Origin of the sequence: Achromobacter sp. MFA1 R4 (assembly GCF_900156745.1) — a bacterium.
In the GTDB taxonomy this organism is placed as follows: domain Bacteria; phylum Pseudomonadota; class Gammaproteobacteria; order Burkholderiales; family Burkholderiaceae_B; genus Achromobacter.
Map to the genome: position 1 here is coordinate 423,673 of NZ_LT707065.1, position 18,237 is coordinate 441,909.

Consider the following 18,237-nt stretch of genomic DNA (forward strand, 5'->3'; position numbering starts at 1 on the left):
GCAGACGATTTTGACCCTGGCGATGTTAACATTTAGAGGTGTCAACTATCTGATTTATATAAATCTTATGATAAAAAATCGATCAGATCTCAACCCGATTGCTCGCGGGGAAGACCTCCGGTTGCTCTGCCGCCAGTACGTCCAACATCGAGGAACCGAGCAAGAAAAGCAGCTTTCTGACCAAATCGCGCGGCTCGTTCTGACCAACCCAGGCATCCGGGCGATCGCCTGGAGCGCACTGCGGCGCTACGGGCACCTGGGAAGCGACCGACTGGAAGAGCTGTTGAGTGAACTCGCGGCGGTCGTCGTAATCCGGCTTCTACCTCGAATGCGGGATCCCGATGCCATATGGGGCGCGCTCAAGGGCTGCGCACGCAATCTCGTTCTTGACTACACGCGCAATCCCTACGATTCCGAGCTACCCTTCACTGCGGACCTGGACGACCCCAAGGTTGGGGCCGCGCTTGTCCCTGTAGAATCGGATACTCTCCGCCTCGATACGACCATGATGGCCAAGAAAGCCCACGCACAACTTGCCGCAGCGCTGGCGGCGCCCCCAACTCGCGAAGATTGGATCCCGGTGCCGATTCCACCGCTGGACGGACAACTGCCCGGGGCGCCCGTCCCCCTGGCCGAGCTATCCACGCTGCCGGCAAAGCCGACACGCGCCCCCCGGACCGCAAAAATCGCGTCCGCGGGGCAGCTTGAGCTGCGCGAAATTAAGACCAAGCTCCAAATGACGATTCCCGAGCTCGCGGCAGCGCTGAGCAGCAATCCCAATACCCTCAGTGCGTACATGAAGGGCATCGCCCCTCTGCCGGACGAAGTGCTGGAGCGTGCACGACTGTTGTTCCGCGCAAAGTTCGACCAGGTCAAGCAGCAGAACGACCGTTGGAAACAGATCGCCGGCAAGAGCGGCAGCATGGCGAAGATGATCGCCGAATGGAAGGAGCGCGCAGGCGTCCGGACGAACCGTGAGCTCGCCCAGATACTCGACGTGTCCGAAACCACCATCACGCGTTGGAGCCAGGACCTCAACATTCCTCCGCCGCACCGTATGCGCAAGTACGACGGGCTGGTCGATGCCGCGGGCGGCAACGCTGCAAAGACCTAGGGGTGCGCCCCGCCCCTAGACAGGCCGCTGCGCTCCAACACCCCCTCTATCTCGGCCAACCGTCCCAACTCTTGAAGCTTGGATGTCGGGGCAAACACAACGCTGTTACCGTCCCCGATTGCCCCGCCGGTTGCTGAGATCGAGAGGAGACCGGTTCGAAGCAAAGCGCCCCTGACCGCTTCAAAGTCGCCCCACCGAGCCGTGTCTGCCCCATAAATGTCGTGGTATACCGCCGCCCCCAACTGGACTAGACGTGCCGTGCGCAAATCGGCGGGCATGTGTCGCAAATACCCCGCTAGGACGACAATCTCCTCTGTCGTCAATCCGGCTAGGGTATCGGCCCAACGGTAGAACTCATCCGCATAAACGGCCTCGTGGGCAAGCTGGCCGGCGAGCACGGCCGCCAGCATGCGGAGATTGATTCGTCCGACACCCTCGCGCACTGCCCGCGCGTACCGCAGTGCGATGTCTGCGGACTCCTCCAGTTCAACGGTGTGCTGCGTCGCTCGCCCCGCTCGTAGTTCCTCAAGCAGGATGTGGCGAGCTTCCTCCGCTCGCCTGGCTTGACGGGCCTGTAGCGCTGCCTTTGCCGCGGCCCCAAGCACTGACGCCCCCGGGACACAAAGCAGCGAAAACGCGTCAGATATCACCGCGCCGAGATAATCGGCGATATCGCTACCGCCAGTTGGCTGCGCGGGCACCGCCTCGATGGGAGCTACGCCTCTCCGGTGCTTTCTGGGTGTCGTCACAACTCGCTCCTCGGGATCTGATCGCGATCGTTACGCCGCTCTACGCGCCTTCGGCCCGGTTAGGCTGGGCCGCTTGTTCAAGTACGGCCTTATGAATAGCAGCGAACTGGTGCGCAACCTTTCGCGCCGAACTTCCGTCGGAGTGATACTCGGGCGTGTCCAGCTCTGCACCATAACGCTCCCGGAGGTTCTCCATAACATACTCAGCGGAGATACAGGATGCGATGGAATCATAGCTATTTCGCTGCAAGAATGAGCGGACTGGCATCCCGCTTGCCACTTCCCAACCTTCCCCGACGTAGGTGTCGAGGAACGCATCCATGCTAGCTGGGTCCTGCTCGAATATCCCTCGCAGGTGCTCTTCGACTTCTGCCTTACCGCGCCCCCTCTGCCAATGCCAATAGAGCCCTGGCGCGTCCATTGCCGCCGCTAGGAAGAGCGGACCTTCCGCGCTTGCGGCTCGAACCCTGCCGGCGAATAGCTCGTAGACGGCGTCGTTTGCATCGTCTGGCAAGACACGATGCGCCTCGGGCTTGTCCGGATAGTGAGTGAGCCATCTAACGCACTCGCTGCCCAAAGCCAACGGCTGCGCGGCCTCAATCACCGTCTTCACCGCATCGAGCCGGTGCGCCATCTCGATCTGCCTCATTAGTTGAGATACGAGGATGGCCGCTTGCAGGAAGGTTCCTCCCATGACATAGGGTCCACGCTCTCGCGGAAGCATATCGCCGTTCCGAACTATTGCGAGCGCCAAAGGCAGCGCCGCGATTTCGTCAACGTCCTCGGCACGGTCCCGAAGCCTCTCAATTAATCGCGGCATCGCCCGGTCGGCGTGTTTGTTCAAGGTCGCGCGCTGCGCCTCCGGATCACCCGTCGCTAACGAAGCGATTAGATCGTCAATTCCGCTATCCGCAATGTCGCCTTCCGGTACCCCATAAACAAAGTAGCGCTTGAAATACCGGCTCGAACACAAGCGTTGCTCGGCCGTCCACTGCTTATCCCATTCGGGACCGTACATCATTGTGTCGACACGTGGGAAAAGCGGTACCAACAGCCGTCGTCTAACAATGTCACGCTCCTTTGCCGTAGAGCGTGGCATAGCGGCTGCCAGGACCTCATCTAAGGGCGACGGCTGGGCTTGCAGTGGGTTGCGCGCAATGTCGCGGGGCTCACCTTGTAGGAACATATCTGGCTCGTCCCGTATTGCAATGTATAGCCGGGGATACAGTAGGCGTAGTCCTTCAATCAACATGAACTCGGCAATGTTCACCTCCCCCTTTACCAAGGGCAACGAAAACAGGAGAGCGTTGATGTACTGCTTTGCGAGCCGCGGCGTGTGTAGCTTCGGCTCAAGGCCGTCGACGAACGGGCGCGTAAACTTGTCGACTTGCGACTGATCGATTGATATGTTGGCTTGTTGTAAAGCGCGGTTAAGTCCTTCGAAAGTAATCTCTCGAAGACTTAGGCGGTCGGCCGGCGGCAAGTGGAGCGGCACCTGAATGATTTTTTCCAGGAATGCCCGGCCAGCTTCCGCCCCTCCCGCCCCATATCGTTCACCGAGCGCGGCAGAAACCACATCGTCATCAAACGCCAACACGTAACACGTGTACTTGAAGCTGGCCGACAACTTGACCAGCTTGAAAATCGCATGGGTCTCGTTCCTGTCCAGGCGATCGATGTCGTCAATGAGGATGACGAGCCTCTTACCGCTTTCGAGGAGCAGGGCATCGATCTCGTCCTTCAGTTCATCAAGGCCGACCTTCGATAAGGCCTCTCCGAGATTCTTGGCAGCCTCACCCGGGTTGATATCTACGCCTGGCAGCGCTACGGAAACAGCCGACAGTAGACCGCCGTACTTCCCCAAAAGCTCGGCCGCTCGACCTTTGAACCCAGGTTCTTTGCCCAAAGTTTCGGCCAGCGTTGCGAAGAAACCGCGCAGAAGCGCTTCTTCGGACGGGAAGTGCCATGGGTTAAAACGTATCGCTATGGCGTTCTGGTGGGGGCCAAGCGATTCTTCCATCATTTTTAGAACGGACGTCTTACCGTCGCCCCAGGGCCCGAAGAGGCCAATGACAATGCTCGACGGGTCCGCTCGCTTCGCTATCGTCTCAGCGATCCTGGCCGCGAATGGCGCACGCCCAAAACGGTCCTGCGTCTTCGACCTTATAGGATCATCTGAAAGATACGGACTCTCGGGTTGTTCTTTGGCCATTTCATGCGTCGATGCGTCAGTCGTGCACGTGGTCGACGCGCGTTTCCGTCCAAAGAGGCTTCTAATCCATCTCATGGGATCCTCCAGTCCCCGAATGTTACCCAACTTGTTACCAGTTCGTCAGGCGTGTGACCGCGTCCCCCCCCCGGCGGCTTGAGATCCGATCCCCAAAAGAGAAACGCCCACCCTTCCGAAGAAAGGCGGGCGTGAACCGGCAAAAAGTGGGCTTAGTAGGAACTAGAACGGAATATCATCGTCCATGTCAGCCAGCGAGGCGCCGGTAGATTGAGGCTGCTGTGCCGCCGGGCGGGGGTTGCGTTGCTGCGCAGGCGCGGAACTAGGTTGGTCGTCGCCCCCGCCTTCGCCGCCCCCTCGTCCGCCCAACATTTGCATTTGGTCGCCGACGACTTCGGTGCTGTACCTGTCCGCCCCCGTGTCCTTGTCCTGCCATTTCCGCGTCTTGAGTCGGCCCTCAATGTAGACCTGCCGGCCTTTCTTGAGATACTCGCCTGCGACCTCCGCGAGGCGGTTGTACAGAACGACTCGATGCCACTCCGTCTCCTCGCGGCGTTCCCCGGAGGACTTGTCTTTCCACTGCGACGTCGTCGCGATAGACAGATTGCAGATTGCGGCGCCGTCCGGCGAGTAGCGTACCTCGGGATCTCGTCCCAGGTTCCCAACCAAAATCACTTTGTTGACCGATGCCATTTTGATTTCTCCTTCGGAAAATGACAGATTTCGCTAGATCGGCAGGGCGGAAGAGCCTTGTCTTATCCGATCAACGGCAGGTTGACGACATCCACCGGTGGCTGGCAGCCGACTAAGTGGCAAGGTGGCGGATATGCGAATGCCGCCCCAGCACCGCAGGAATAATGGTCAACAGGCGGGCCGACTTCGGCTCAATGATGGCAACGTTGTTGTCGTTGCCGCTGACCGCCAGCAACGCTCCGCCCCCAAGGAATGTGCATCCCCGGGGATCTGGCACGCCGAAGCGAAGGGATGACCGAACCTCGGGCCTGTCCCAGCCATCCCACTTCATCCACAAGGTCTGCGATGCGGCGAACGTCGCGACCGAAAGGCCGAGCGACTCGCTCCTCGCAAAGCTTTGGCCACGTCGCTGCATCGTTGCCGAGGTGTCGAACTTGGTCGTCACTCCCTTCAAGCGATCGACGCGGTACACGGGCAACGGCAACTCGAAGAGTCCGCTTTCGAGTTCTACCGGCAGGAGCGAGGCACTGTCACGGACCTGCGCCAGCGCGGTCGTAACTTGGTCAGCCTGAAAGCATGAGAGCCGCTGAGCTTGCATCTGCATAACCAGCACCGCTCCCTCTCCATCGGGGCAAAGGTGAGTGGCTACGCCGTCCGAGGGAAGCGCCCAATTGCTTTCGACCGCCAACGTGCGTTTGTCGAGGAACGCCACGCTCGGCGCCGCCACATCGAACAGGAGATTGCATGCGCTACCCGCCGAACCGGCATTCGGCCCCTGCGGTCGATTCCCATAGTGGGCAACGGCGATCCAATCGCCGCAGTCGACCACGTCATGCGGGCGTATACCGCCCGTAGCAACGCGTGTGATTTCCTTCCCAGTGGCGTCCAGGTACAACAACCATCCCCCCTCGATCGGGGACGTCGAGGATTCAGCGGCGATAAGCGCTCCCGCGCCGTAGGCCAACCCATGGCCGCGGAACGTCACCCCTGTGTATCGTCGCGACTCCCGGCGCGTGAAGTCGTTCGAGAAGACCTCGATCAACTCCCGGGCCTCATGGCCGATCGCGAAAATGCTCCCCTCGGGATTGCTCGCCGGCACGACCAGGTCGTGGAGGTTCGGAGAGTCGGACGAAGCATAAGCAGGGGCTTCCCCGTTCACACTGAGGACTGCAATCGCAGCGCTTGCGCCGCCGACAGCGGCGGGCGGAAGCGGCGCGGTACTGTAGGAAAGGACACAAATACGACCATCCGGCAGTCCATCCGCGACGCGGGGCGCAATCTGCGCCGCATTGGCTCTGCCGAACGCAGGAAGACCTGCGACCAGTGAAGCGCCGAGCATTTTGCCCATGGCGCGTCGACGGCCGGCGAGAACGGGCCCCTCGCGGCCGCTCATGCTCGTTGCTCGGTCGCTTCAGGCATCGTCGACACGAGTTCCCTCGGCAGGTATTCCGTGAGCCAGGGATATAGCCCGGGCTCACCGATCAGTCCGGAATCGAAGTCAAGGCGCTCGATGTCCCCGATCGCCTTGATAATGGGCACGCGACGCACGTCGGGCTCTGCGTCTGCGTCCGGCGACGGCGTGGTCTTCACCTTCACGTACAGCTCACCCATGGCGTGGATGGCCAAGGGCCCGTTGCGCTTGGCTTTACGAATGGCCGTATAAAACGGCCCCGCTTGGCGGCCATAGATGCGTATCGGAATGCACTTATCAGCATTTTCGAATTGCCGCAGCAGCAGCACGAGCTTGTCGCCGGTGGGCTCCTGGGTTTCCGGATGGGGCTCGCCTCGTTCGAACTCCATCGCGTGCACGAAGCCCGCCAGCCGGATGACGTTCGATCGCTTACGCTGGGCGCGATCGATTTTGTATGTGAAGGCGTCCTGTCGTCCGGGTTCGGCACCGGCCGCGTTGAGGATGGCGCCGTTCATGCGCTTCGCATAGTCGCGCAAGTCATCCCCACGCAGGTCGCGAACGCTCGGTGCTTGGAAGTGCAGCGCCTTCAAGGTGAGGCTGTATTCGCCATCGATGAGGTCGGAGCGTACCAGCGCTGTGACGGCAATCACGTCGCCGGGCTTGAAGTACTTCGGCAGACCCACGCCCTTGGTCACGTCGAACTCGAACGAGACGCGATAGTGCGGGCTCTTGTTGGAGATCAGGATCTCGCACCGGCCCGCCTCACGGTCGACGGAGAAAAGCTCTCCGACCAGCCAGACGGCGTTCATCATCCCGTTCGTGTACGCGAACGAGCGCGGAGATACTGCGGCTTCGGCAGAAAGCATGTGGGCTCCTTTCTTTGCTCGGTTCCAAGTTAAACATTGCGCGGTGCCACGATACGCGCTGTTTTTATTTCATACAATGAGGAACGAACAAAAACGACTTTTAGGGGCCAAAAATTTGGTTTAGACGCTTGACTGATGCACAATGCGTGTCAATTAGCCCTGATGATATTTATTTCATCGATCGGAGACTGCGCATGGCACGCAAGGACCAAAATGCCCAATTCGAACTACCCGCCTCGTCTGGCACCAAAAGGCCGCAGCGTGGCCGCCCCCGGCGCTCTTCCGCCGACGATCCTCCCCGGTCCACGGGACCGGACCATTGGCCAGGGGTACCTCTCGTACAGCGGATCCGCGAAAAGCTTGCAGATCCGCGCTGCGAACTGAATCTCACCACCCTGGCGAGTCGACTGGGCCTCACACAAGGCGCTCTGACTGCGATTCTCACCGGCCAGCGGGCGACCCTTTCTCTCGTCCGCGATAAGGAACGGGGCGCCTGGCTGGCAGCTTGGCTTGGCATCCCTCAGTTCTGGCTGCGCGTGCTCGCCGGCGACATCGAGCATTCAGAACTGCGGTGTCAGATCGGGTTGGATGAGCAGCTGTGGCTCACCGCCCAGAAACTACAGGCCGACCCGAAATGGGTGGGATACGCGCCCCCGTCTAAACAGTACTGGGATTCGCTCCCGCTCGCTCAACGTCTCTTGGTGGTGGAGCTGTACGAGTGGGGATGCACGATGGAGCGCAAACTCCTGATGGCAGACGCAGGTGTAGCGACCGCCCACCCGGCAAAGACAAGGCAAGGCAAGTCCGACCGCGAGCCCGTTGTCCAGGAACTGTGAGCCCCGCGCGAAAGGCTGTAGGAGGAGACGTCGGGACCGCCCCGCCCTCCTCCTGCGGCGAACGCTGACGTCAAGCTCATGCTAGCGATTGTTGCTCCCCTTGAGCGCCAACGTCGCCGGCGTTTTCCGCCCCCGCAGTCGGCTGTTTGCGCGAACGCTTCTCCATGGCTTCCGTGACTTGCAAGTGCGTCTCGCGGAATGCTTCGAGCGCCGATTTGCTGATTTTCACCGTGACCAGGTCGGCTTCATCTTCCAGACCCGGAATTTCGGCGGTCTCGCCCGGCAGGAACCCTTGAAGATACGGCGCGACCTTCGTCATTGCGTCGTAGAGGTTCGGCACGTATCGCGGAGGGACCTTGGGCCCGGTCGAAAGAACCTTGCGGGTCACCCTCGCTTGACCCATGGAATCCGCGATCTTGAGCCCCTCCAGGAGCCGCTCCTCCGCTTTGTCGCCATGTGACTTGAGGAATTGGACCGCCACGGCGGCCGACACCTTGTCCTCGATCACCATCTGTCGGATTCGGCTCGGGGCGCCCATCAGCGAGAGCAAATCGTTGACGTACTGCTCGCTGTAGCCAAAACGACGGGCAATTTCGGATACCGACACCTGATATCCGATCATCCGCTTCATCAAAATGCCCAGCTCGTAGGGTGCGAGCGGTGTGCCCTCTTGGGCATTAGCTTGAGCCACGGTGAGGTCAACCATGGTCGTGCCCTTGGGCAGCACGATCATGGGAATACGCTCGATCTTCGCTCCGTGCTCCCGCGCCCATCCAGTCGCATGATATCGGGTATGCCCCTCGGTCAGGTAGAGCACGTCCAGGCCGCCTTCGCGCGCAACATAGCCCTGGACGGGCTTGTCCGGCGCATAGCCGTTGGCGAGGATCAGGCCACCGATGTACGCGACCCGCATCCGCCATTTTTCGTTGTTGATGCGCGGCTGCCATCCTGGGATTAGGCGGATCTGCTCATAGGGCACGTTCCAGAGGTCCGAGCTCTTCGCGCCCGCGGCGTCCATGCTCGCTTTCACGTTGCCTCGCACGAGCTCTCGCTCGACGGTCGTCGGCGGAAGTTGATCATCGAGCACTTGGTCATTCATGGCGTTCTCCTTGGCCTTTGTAGGGCGCTGACGCAGACGGCCTCGATAACTGAATGGGCTCGCTGCGGATGGTTTGGCGATGGCGCCCATAAGGGCCGAGCAAAGCTACTTTTGAAGAATTATAAATTGGTGCTTTATTCAACGTAAAGCATCAATTAATATTAGCCTTACCAAAAGATGTATCCACGCCTCGTTGAATTCGGTTCTGCCAATGAAAAACGCCCCAAACCGTGGAACGGCTGGGGCGCTAGTCTCGTCGGATGAAGCGACTTGGAGAGAGTCGTTGACGATGCACAACGAGCGATGCATCGAGTGGAATTAAAGCATAGCTAAATTTGCTCCGTAAGGGGCAAGCACGCCAAATTTTGCGACATGACCATGCCAACCGAATTTATCGAACCGTCCGCGAATGGCCCAACTGCTGAGGCGTACGGCGAACTGTACGTGGCGTTCGAGCATTTCAACCGGACCATGTTCGACGCGCAGCTACCACCGTGCCTGATAACGCTGCAACGGCGCAAAGGCACCTATGGCTACTTCTCGAAGGGCCGCTTCGTACGACGAGGCACCGGCGACATGGTCGACGAAATTGCTTTGAACCCGGCCTACTTCGCAAGTCAGACGATCAAGAACACGCTCTCCACCCTGGTTCACGAACAAGTCCACCAATGGCAGCGCCATTTCGGGAGCTTCAGCCGCCGCGGGTACCACAACAAGGAATGGGCGGACAAAATGGAATCCATCGGACTAATCCCGTCCCACACGGGCAAGCCAGGCGGGCGCAAGACGGGTCAGCAGATGGATCATTACATCGAGGCCGGCGGCGCCTTCGACTTGGCTTGCGACTCGCTGCTCACCCGCGAATTCACGCTCTCCTGGCTCGATCGTTTTCCTGCCGAGCGGCTTCCTGTCGATCCTACGCCGGTTGCCACGACCATTCCGCCGGCCACGTCAGACGCGCTGACGACGACACCCGGAATCACATCGACGGCATACCTAGGGCTAGGTCGGGCCGAATCCGTACTTGCGCTTCCCTCGGGCGATCCGGTCAATCGGTCCAACCGCGTCAAATACCGATGCGCGACTTGCCTCACTCAGGTTTGGGGAAAGCCCAATCTGAAGCTTAGGTGCGGTATCCCGATGTGCCGCAACGCCCCCTTCGAGGAGTGCGGAGCAATTACGCAATGCCCATAGCACATAACGCCATTCCCATCACTCAAAGCGCCTTACTGACACCCAACGGGAAACCTCCCAGAGGACTCCATCATGAGCACCGAACCCGCTACCCAGAAGCGCCTAACCGTGCGCGAGCTGCAAACCATCCTCACCGATTGCGATCCAGACGCGATCGTGGATTTGACTCTGCCGGGCTTCATCGACGTGAGCGATAAACAAATTGTTGACGATCCTGATCTAGTGAGCGATGCGTACGGCTTCGTGCCGCATGTCGAGGCCTTCTACAGGACCGGGAAAGACATGCCCTATGAGCACTTTTTCGGCGACGACGGCGCCCCCCGTCCGGGCGTAAAGCCTAATGCAGTGTCCATCGCCATTCCCCGGGACGACGTCGAAAAGCTGTACCGAGACCGCAAGCGTGCCATCGAGCTCGACGATCCCGCGTTGGAGCCGGAGCCAGCGACCGCCGACGCCAACACCGTTATCGTGGACGTGCGCCTCTCGCGAGAGCTTCACACCACCATCCGACAGTTGTTGCGCCAGCTCAACGGCTCGCACCAGGTCAAGATAGAGCAAGGCTGCACACATGGCCTGCTAACCGTTGCGGGTGCGCTGGAAATGCTTGCGGAAGACCTCGGCATGGTCGGGAGCCGGCCCGGTTCCTGGGAAGGCTCAAACATGGCCCAGGTGCTCGCTTCACACGGCTACGACAATTGAGCGGCATCCTCGCCGGGCTCGCCCACACTGGCACATGCACGCCTGCCCCGGCAGGAGTGCCTTCGTGGAGAACTGACCGCCCCCTGTCGAGGGCAAAAAAAAACCCTCGAACGAATCGAGGGTTTTCCGGGCGACGTGTCACGCTGGATGGTGACCCGACTCGCGCTGTTTCTCACGGTCAGTCTTCACGACGTTGTTGGCGACGAACAGGCCGAAACCAACGACGGCCGCGAGGACGCCAAGCATTACAGCGGTTCCGAGATCCATATCAGTCTCCTTGCTTCGTGCCGTAGAACAAACTGGCCAGAGCCAATGATAGCACCATCCCAAGGGACAGCCCAACCAACTTTACGTACAACACCCACGTTGCCGCACCCCAGTTTGTTTCAAACGCCACAGTAGCGGCACCGACACAACTGGCGATCGCAACACCCACAAAGAACTGGCCGAAGGCCTCTCTTTGCTTGCCTACGGGGTAGGTCAACGAGCGCCAAAGAGGCCCAAACAGGTTCCTTTTCAGGTTGCCGAACATCTCCCGCGTGGGCGGGTGGTAGAACTCCGCCACTAGCCACATTAGGGCCAGGGGGCTGAGAATCAAGAACGCAATAAGCATCACCCCTCCTAGATACAGATAGTAACATCCGCGCACGCACGAGGCCCGTGCGGTGCCGGAATCTCTCTCAGTAGCCCTAGGTCGTCTTCATGCCCCGGTGGCTGGCTCCCGCCAATAAAAAACCCGGTTCCAGAATGGAACCGGGTTGGGGTCAGTCAATGGCCTGGAGGATCTCGCGCGCCTCAGCATGGCCGCACGCGAAATCTCGCAGAGCCATGTACAGGTCGAGATGGTTTTCCTGTTGGCTTTGGCACGCAAGCGCGTAGAAGCCAAAAAGGCACGCAATGATGCCCGCCGCCTCCACCGATACCTCGCCGCTATAGCCGTTCATCGCCTGCACGACGCGAACGCGCTCCTTCTGCATGGAGGGCACCATGAAGAAGCCCCCATTCGACAGCTCGAAAAACTCCCAATAGCCGCCGCGGTATTCGCTGCACAGCATTTCCATGTGGTTGTACACCTGCGCCTCGCCGATCATGAGGTACCGGAGGCCAGGCCCAAAGTACTTGGGAAGGATCGACAGTCGTCGATCCCCAGACACCTTAGTCGCCTGGATGACGTCCGTACCCTCTTCAACTGCTGCATTCATACTCTCTCTCCAAAAGGTCCGGCGGAATGCCGGGTTGCCGATTGAAGGGATGTGGTCTGCATTCCTCGGTGGATGCCTTGGCACGCCCTACCCCCGAAAAAAAGCGCCTGGAATGGACGGAATGGCAGTCTACTGTATATTTATACAGTAATGGAGACTCTGTTATGCCCCACGACAAACATCCGCCCCCCTTGACGTTCGCCCAGATCAGGGCACTTTTCGACGCTGATCCAACGGATGCCGCCCGCGCATACTGTTGGGAGATTGCGCGGCTTCACGCCCATCTCCTTGAGGCCTTTCGGGTCTATGAGTACTGCCAGGAAATGTGGCAAGAGGCCGTGCGCAACGGCGAACAGATGAAGGTGATGCCCGGCTCCCTGCTACTGATGGAACACAAATCAGCGCTGCTACGGGAACCCTGCGTGCAGGCCCGTCTTGATGAGCAATGGAAGGACCGGGACAAGCCGTTCACGAGGTACTACCCGGTCAGAGATCTGGATCAGCGCCCAGACCGTGTCTGACGCCTACTGCTGGTGCTGGCCATCGTTGACCTCCATTCCGCTCGGAGCTGACCGGCATGCTTGAGCTGACCAGCGGCAGCATGCGACCCACAGCCGTCCTTCAGATACCCGGCAGTTTCTATCCTAGCCGGCATGTCGGGGTGCTTGTGATCGGCCTAGTTTCGGAATCAATCGAACATAGACCAGTTCGCTGACCAATTCGACAATAGTTTGGGTCACGATGACCGCAGGCAAAAGCGGTACGGCGCCGGGCACCGCAAGAGCTAGAGGCAAAACCACCAGCGAATTGCGCGTCGCCGCACTGAACGCTATGGACCGGCCAGCAGGGGCCTCCAATCCAAAGCCCTTTGCGACTATCCATCCCACAACGGGAGCGATTGCGGCAAATGCGATGTAGACAGGGATGACTCGCACGGCACTGTCGATGGCGTTACCCAACTGCGGAAGTACGGCCGCCACGACGACGAACAAAACTAGCGCCGTTGCGGGTACCGGTGCAAGTCCAAGGCTGCCGGCTACGCGGCTGCCCATGGTGCTGCGAGCAGCCCAAGCCTGTACAAGACCCGCCAAGACGAGAGGTACCACAATGAGCCATGCGAAGGCCTCGACGAACGGACCCACGCGAATCAGTTCTGCAGATGCCTTGCCCATGAACATATTCAGATAGAGGGGCAGTAACGCCATCTGCAGCAGTAGCAAAGCAGGAGTGGCGGCAAGTAGGAGCCTTGCGTCAGCACGGCCTAGGTGAGAAAACGTCACGACATAGTCGATGCATGGCGTCAGGAGCACAAGCAGCACGCCCAGCCGGACCATCGGATCCTCGGGAAGGAAAGGCACCAAACCCGATATGACGAGAGGGATGGCCAAGAAATTCGCGCAGAGTAGCGCCCCAAGGAAGCGCACCCTTGTGAATGCTCTTCGCAATTCCGAAATCGGAACTTGCAAGAAGGTCACGAAGAGCATGAAAGCAAGTGTGGGATTGATCAGTGGCTCGAGCCCGCCGCTGTTCGGTATTGCGAAGGCGCAAAGCACCGCTATAAAGATTGCGGCGGAGTAGATAGATACCTGATGGATCTCCAGGCGATCTCGAAGCTTAGGCATGGCAGAATGCAGTGAGAGTGAAATTTGCGGCCGTGTGAAAGACTTCCCGGCACTGCACGCAGTGTACGTTCATCTCCATCTAGGCTGAGATATTGAAGTCGGTCTGAATGCCCCGGATGGGCGTCCAGCTTCACAATGACTATTTCTTGCTTCCTTGTCGCGCATGCTCAATCGCGGCTGAAAGGTCCTGCGGCGTTAGCTTGCCCAAGCGAGTTCCATTCACAAAGAACGTCGGCGTACCTTTGATGCCCGCCGCATTGGCGTCTGCCTCGTCTGCCCTGATGAGCGCGCTGATCGCAGGATCATGCATGTCTCCTCGCGCCTTTTTCTCATCCAGGCCCGCCTGCACCGCGGCGCGCCAAGCGGCGGCGACCTCGGGATCATCGTGCCACTCGGGCTGAGCTTTAAGAATCGCTTCCAATACGGGTTCGAATAGGCCCTGCCGACGTGCAGCTTCGAGCATCCGGACGGTTTCCTCAGATCCCTTGTGAAACAGCACATAACGCATGACGACCCGGACCTCGTTCGGATACTTGCTCAAGATCTGTTTGACGTAAGGGTAGAAAGCACGGCATCCCTCGCAGGAGGGATCGAAGAACTCCACGACAGTGACAGGAGCATCGAATTGTCCGATTACCGGGGAATGAAACCGCACCAGCGTCGCAGCTCCCGGCGAATCCGTTCCGGACTGGTCGGCCCCGCGCGCGGGCACGTCCGCCGGCCGCGTGTAAAAAGCGGCGAAGGCAAAGATAGCGATCGAGGCAACACTGATGGATATGACAAGAAGGCGTCGATTCATTTGTTGGTGTGATGACGGACAAGGAAGAGGGAAATGACAATCAAAGCGAAAGCGAGCAGCGACACAAAGGGTAGGGGTATGGAACCGAGGATTGCCATCTCTGCCCCGGAGCAAGAAGTATCTGCCGAGCAGGAGACGATCTCCGGTTCAATCACTCCCCAGTACAACAAGGTGTGATAGCCGGCGAATCCCGCGCCGATCACGGCCAGCGGCATGGCGTAGCGCCAACCGTCATGGTCTCCTCTATAGCTAGCGACCCCTAGCACTAGTGCTAAGGGGAACATGAATATCCGCTGGTACCAGCACAACACGCACGGCGTCCTGCCCATTACCTCGCCGATGAATACTGCCGACAGCGTCGCAACCAAGGCTGTTATCCAACCTATGGTCAGCCAAATGGTGGCGACCCTAGAATGACGCGTGGTTTGCTTTGAAACGCTCGTCACCGCAAGCTCCTATCAATACACAGGGGAGGGCAGTAGCCCGAGTACTTCAATGTCCGTGAGCAGTCGTGCTTGTGAAGTGAGAACCGGAATAGCTTTCGAGCGCGCATGTTGGCGGCAAACTTCAAACCTGACAATTGGCCTTGTGAAAGATTGAAAGTCCTCGATTTGCAAGGTGCTCCCCGTTGAACAATCGCTTGCGAATCATGAGGCATTTCTCGGATCAAGAGGCATTCGAGGGGGGCTCTTCTCCGGCTTCGGCTGCGTCGCTGAGAATTTCCCGCCCACCTTTGGCAGCAATTGCCGCCACCACCAACCCAAGAATCAGGTCTGGCACGTTCGATCCCGACCACATCACAAGTGCTCCGGACAAGACGATCGCGAGATTCACGATCGAGTCGTTGCTAGTGAATATGGCCGAAGCCTTGAAATTCACGTCTTCCCCCCGATGACGCTTCAACAGGCGTAGGCATATGAGGTTTAATGCGGCGTTGATTGCCGCCATTACCATCATGGCAGGGCCAATCGGCGGTTCGCCACCAAAGAAGCGGCGGAGCACCTCCACAAGCAACATTATTGCCAGGCCGATCAGCAACCACCCGGAAAGACGGGCCGCTCGGACCTTGATTTCCCGCGCCCGCCCTACTGCATAAAGGCTAACTCCGTACACCGATGCGTCTGCCAAGTTGTCCAGTGCGGCGCCTATCAGCGCGGTCGAGGACGCCCACAGACCAACGCCTGCGCCGACGATACTCTGCGCGAGATTAATTAGCAGCACCAACGTCAGGGTACGGCGGTCCTCTGACTCGTTGGAGTCGAGATTTTGTGCCCTGTCTTGGGCGCAGTTCTCACTCATAGATCTCTCCTTGATGCCGCCACTGGAAAGCGTCGGTAACGCTAATTACACGCCCTAAACGGGGTGGAGGGTCAAGATGTGCAGTCGCCGAATGGGCTGCCTTGTGTGGTGACCGCCCAGGCCGGCTTTGTAGATCGCTTGGATATCCTTGGATAGAGTCGATTTCCGCGTCCAAGCGGTTAGGTCGTTGGCTTATCGTTGGCTGCCGTCGTCAACCGGATTTGCCCTACGTTATCGGTCCGTCTCGGTTCTGAGGTTTTATAATTAGATGGGTGTAGAAGGCTTCCGAGCAGCATTCGACCTGAGAGAGTTGGTGATTTCCAGTTCACATTCCGGGCACGGCACGTCGATTCTGAAACCTATTGTCGTGTGCCGGCCGGCCGACTGTGCAAAAGTAGTGCCGCCATGCATGCGGGCAATGGCGGCGACAATGGCAAGTCCCAGGCCGTGATGATTTGCTTCAAATTCACGGGAACTGTCGGTTCGATAAAAGCGGTAAAAAAGTCGCGGTAAGTGCTCGGGCGAGATCGGCACGCCTTCATTACACACGGCTAACACCACCTCACCGACTTTCTCGTTCGACAGGCTGATCTTTATAACGCTTCTCGCAATGGCATAACGGATAGCATTTGAAAGCAGGTTGGAAACCGCCCGCTGGAATAGCGGTCTGTCTATCCGCGAAGCCGCATCGCCTTCTACGACAATGGATACGCCAGCCTCCAGGGCTTCGGCCTCATGGTACTGGCTCACTTCATGCACAATCGCTGCAATACTGTGTTCCCATGCCCCCCTGACCCTAGCACCTCGATCGGCCTGCGATAGGAAAAGCATGTCTTTCACGATGCTGGACAGCCGTTCCAATTCTTCGAGATTCGATCCCAAAATATCCAGCAGCGCGTCTCGGTCGGGACGTGTCCGCAGGGCAAGCTCCGTTTCACCGATCAACGTGGTGAGCGGCGTACGCATTTCGTGGGCCACATCGGCATTGAAGCCTTCCATTTGAATGTAAGCGCGCTCCAATCGCTGCAATACTGCATTGAACTGGCGCACGAGGGGCAAGATCTCAATTGCTTGACCTGCCTCATTGAGGCGCTCGCCGATGCGGTCTGGTGAAAGTTTGGCGGCCTGTTGCGCGAGCGAGTCTACGGGCGTGAGCGCCATGCGCACAGTAATGGTTCCCATGGCAGCCACCACAAGCGAGCCTAAAAGGGCGCAGGCGAATAGCGTCCATGCTAGCCCCCTACGAAGCCGCACATCCTCCGAAATATCGAGAACCAATTTGGCGGTCAACGACCCGCCCCGCGTGCCTGGATGTGGCAAGGAGAACGATATGCTGCGTTCTCTATCGGCATCATTGTTCAACGGGTTGCCAAAGACGACTGGCTTTCCGTTAACTTCAAGTACCAGAGTAAACTCCGGGCGCCCGTAGAAAAAATCTTCGAGCTTGTGCTGCATCCTGGCTGAGTCGCCATCGGCGCCATTCTCCTCGACGACGTGACGAACCACTTCAACCTTCTGTTGCATCAGGGCGTCTTGGCGACGGGCGAGGTTTAGATTTGTCGCGTAATAGACCGCGATGCAGACCAAGCTGAGCGCTATGAAGGTTTGGATCGCGAGTCTTTGCGATAGCCAACGCCGTAGGGATCTAGGCTGTTTGCCCACAATTAAATTTTCCGGACTTCCAGCACATAGCCCATACCGCGCACTGTGTGCAGCAACTTGTTGTCAAACGGATCATCGACCTTGCCTCGTAGGCGGCGGATAGCGACTTCAACTACGTTGGTGTTGCTGTTGAAGTTCATGTCCCAAACTTGTTCGGCCAACTCGAGCCGTGACAGTACTTCTCCTTGCTTTCGCATTAGAAGCGTCAGAAGCGTGAACTCCTTTGCTGTCAGTTCTAAACGTTGTCCGTTTCGACTCGCACGTCTGCGCAACAGGTCCAGATCAAGGTCTCCGACTCGAAGTAAGTTGGGGCTTTCGGCCTGCGGTGCCTGTCGGCCACTGCGCCGGACCAGCGCTAACACACGTGCAAGCAATTCCGACAACGCAAAGGGTTTGGACAGGTAGTCGTCTGCGCCTTCATGCAAGCCGTGCACGCGGTCTTCGAGCTTGTCCCTCGCCGTGAGCATGAGGACCGGAACCTGGCTGGTCTTCCGCAGTTCGTTCAGAATGCTAAGGCCGTCCATGCCGGGCAGCATGATGTCAAGAAGGACGAGATCGTATTCGCTTTCTTGGGCAAGATGAAGACCGACACGGCCGTCGGTCGCGACGTCGACAACATAGTTGTGGTCTGTCAGCGCGCGTCTTAAATACTCGGCAAGCTTTTTCTCGTCTTCGATTACAAGAACTTTCATGTTTGCCAATAGAGGAAAATGCCAGGAGCGGCAGTACAGTGAATATTCTATTCCAGGCATGACCCCCATCGAT

The 18,237-nt window shown here is 58.7% G+C and carries 20 protein-coding genes; 6 read left to right on the plus strand and 14 right to left on the minus strand.

Annotation, left to right across the window (positions count from 1 at the left end; all coding sequences use genetic code 11):
• The first annotated feature begins 10 nt into the window (after nt 1-10).
• Nucleotides 11-1,114 (plus strand): hypothetical protein, encoded by a 1,104-nt coding sequence (locus tag BXA00_RS01890; protein ID WP_156902716.1) that lies wholly within the window; start codon nt 11-13, stop codon nt 1,112-1,114.
• 789 nt (nt 1,115-1,903) lie between these two features.
• On the opposite strand, the gene BXA00_RS01900 is transcribed toward BXA00_RS01890, so the two are convergent.
• The 4 genes from BXA00_RS01900 to BXA00_RS01915 all read right to left on the minus strand — a co-directional run bounded on the left by BXA00_RS01900 (nt 1,904) and on the right by BXA00_RS01915 (nt 7,060).
• A complete protein-coding gene (locus BXA00_RS01900) occupies nt 1,904-4,075 on the minus strand; it encodes a P-loop NTPase fold protein (protein WP_197685556.1) in 2,172 nt (723 codons plus the stop codon).
• 237 nt (nt 4,076-4,312) lie between these two features.
• Nucleotides 4,313-4,783: a single-stranded DNA-binding protein gene (ssb, locus tag BXA00_RS01905; protein ID WP_063589053.1), complete on the minus strand. Its 471-nt coding sequence runs from the start codon at nt 4,781-4,783 to the stop codon at nt 4,313-4,315.
• A gap of 112 nt (nt 4,784-4,895) precedes the next feature.
• The gene (locus BXA00_RS01910) at nt 4,896-6,131 is read right to left on the minus strand and encodes a DUF1513 domain-containing protein (RefSeq protein ID WP_172805843.1); all 1,236 of its coding nucleotides are present in this window, start codon (nt 6,129-6,131) and stop codon (nt 4,896-4,898) included.
• Nucleotides 6,132-6,172: 41 nt separating this feature from the next.
• Nucleotides 6,173-7,060, minus strand: coding sequence for a hypothetical protein (locus BXA00_RS01915; protein WP_076515751.1), 888 nt, complete (start codon nt 7,058-7,060; stop codon nt 6,173-6,175).
• Nucleotides 7,061-7,254: 194 nt separating this feature from the next.
• Here BXA00_RS01915 and BXA00_RS28660 point away from each other — a divergent pair, with 194 nt between their 5' ends.
• A complete protein-coding gene (locus tag BXA00_RS28660; RefSeq protein ID WP_156902718.1) occupies nt 7,255-7,896 on the plus strand; it encodes a hypothetical protein in 642 nt (213 codons plus the stop codon).
• A 76-nt stretch (nt 7,897-7,972) separates the two neighbouring features.
• Here the strand turns inward: BXA00_RS28660 and BXA00_RS01925 are convergent, their stop codons facing one another.
• Nucleotides 7,973-8,995 carry a hypothetical protein gene (locus BXA00_RS01925; protein ID WP_076515755.1) on the minus strand — a complete coding sequence of 341 codons (1,023 nt, stop codon included), beginning with the start codon at nt 8,993-8,995 and terminating at the stop codon, nt 7,973-7,975.
• Nucleotides 8,996-9,367: 372 nt separating this feature from the next.
• Between BXA00_RS01925 and BXA00_RS01930 the strand changes: the two genes are divergently transcribed.
• Nucleotides 9,368-10,189, plus strand: coding sequence for a SprT-like domain-containing protein (locus BXA00_RS01930; protein ID WP_231952192.1), 822 nt, complete (start codon nt 9,368-9,370; stop codon nt 10,187-10,189).
• Nucleotides 10,190-10,261: 72 nt separating this feature from the next.
• Nucleotides 10,262-10,888 carry a hypothetical protein gene (locus BXA00_RS01935; RefSeq protein WP_076515757.1) on the plus strand — a complete coding sequence of 209 codons (627 nt, stop codon included), beginning with the start codon at nt 10,262-10,264 and terminating at the stop codon, nt 10,886-10,888.
• A gap of 138 nt (nt 10,889-11,026) precedes the next feature.
• Here the strand turns inward: BXA00_RS01935 and BXA00_RS29355 are convergent, their stop codons facing one another.
• The 3 genes from BXA00_RS29355 to BXA00_RS01945 form a co-directional block, all read right to left on the minus strand.
• Nucleotides 11,027-11,155, minus strand: coding sequence for a hypothetical protein (locus BXA00_RS29355; RefSeq protein WP_255376753.1), 129 nt, complete (start codon nt 11,153-11,155; stop codon nt 11,027-11,029).
• Nucleotide 11,156: 1 nt separating this feature from the next.
• Complete coding sequence (locus tag BXA00_RS01940; protein WP_054470961.1) at nt 11,157-11,501, minus strand: hypothetical protein; 345 nt, start codon at nt 11,499-11,501, stop codon at nt 11,157-11,159.
• Nucleotides 11,502-11,652: 151 nt separating this feature from the next.
• Entirely contained in the window at nt 11,653-12,090 is a 438-nt protein-coding gene (locus tag BXA00_RS01945; protein ID WP_076515758.1) for an antirestriction protein, read from the minus strand.
• 164 nt (nt 12,091-12,254) lie between these two features.
• Between BXA00_RS01945 and BXA00_RS01950 the strand changes: the two genes are divergently transcribed.
• Nucleotides 12,255-12,611, plus strand: a complete 357-nt coding sequence (locus BXA00_RS01950) for a hypothetical protein (protein ID WP_076515760.1) — start codon at nt 12,255-12,257, stop codon at nt 12,609-12,611.
• Nucleotides 12,612-12,734: 123 nt separating this feature from the next.
• Here BXA00_RS01950 and BXA00_RS01955 read toward each other — a convergent pair whose 3' ends face one another.
• From BXA00_RS01955 to BXA00_RS01965, 3 genes are all read right to left on the minus strand, one after another.
• On the minus strand, nt 12,735-13,712 hold the full coding sequence (locus BXA00_RS01955; RefSeq protein ID WP_076515762.1) for an arsenic resistance protein: 978 nt from the start codon (nt 13,710-13,712) through the stop codon (nt 12,735-12,737).
• A 139-nt stretch (nt 13,713-13,851) separates the two neighbouring features.
• Entirely contained in the window at nt 13,852-14,511 is a 660-nt protein-coding gene (locus BXA00_RS01960) for a thioredoxin domain-containing protein (RefSeq protein WP_076515764.1), read from the minus strand.
• Nucleotides 14,508-14,852, minus strand: a complete 345-nt coding sequence (locus BXA00_RS01965; RefSeq protein ID WP_231952259.1) for a disulfide bond formation protein B — start codon at nt 14,850-14,852, stop codon at nt 14,508-14,510. Before BXA00_RS01965 ends, BXA00_RS01960 begins: the two co-directional genes overlap by 4 nt.
• On the opposite strand from BXA00_RS01965, the gene BXA00_RS29360 reads away from it, so the two are divergent.
• A complete protein-coding gene (locus BXA00_RS29360; protein WP_255376813.1) occupies nt 14,794-14,928 on the plus strand; it encodes a hypothetical protein in 135 nt (44 codons plus the stop codon). The genes BXA00_RS01965 and BXA00_RS29360 overlap by 59 nt on opposite strands.
• Before the next feature lie 249 nt (nt 14,929-15,177).
• On the opposite strand, the gene BXA00_RS01970 is transcribed toward BXA00_RS29360, so the two are convergent.
• The 3 genes from BXA00_RS01970 to BXA00_RS01980 form a co-directional block, all read right to left on the minus strand.
• Complete coding sequence (locus BXA00_RS01970) at nt 15,178-15,810, minus strand: cation transporter (protein ID WP_076515766.1); 633 nt, start codon at nt 15,808-15,810, stop codon at nt 15,178-15,180.
• Nucleotides 15,811-16,074: 264 nt separating this feature from the next.
• On the minus strand, nt 16,075-17,472 hold the full coding sequence (locus BXA00_RS01975; protein WP_076515768.1) for a heavy metal sensor histidine kinase: 1,398 nt from the start codon (nt 17,470-17,472) through the stop codon (nt 16,075-16,077).
• A gap of 2 nt (nt 17,473-17,474) precedes the next feature.
• Nucleotides 17,475-18,164 (minus strand): heavy metal response regulator transcription factor, encoded by a 690-nt coding sequence (locus BXA00_RS01980; protein ID WP_076515770.1) that lies wholly within the window; start codon nt 18,162-18,164, stop codon nt 17,475-17,477.
• Nucleotides 18,165-18,237 lie beyond the last annotated feature (73 nt).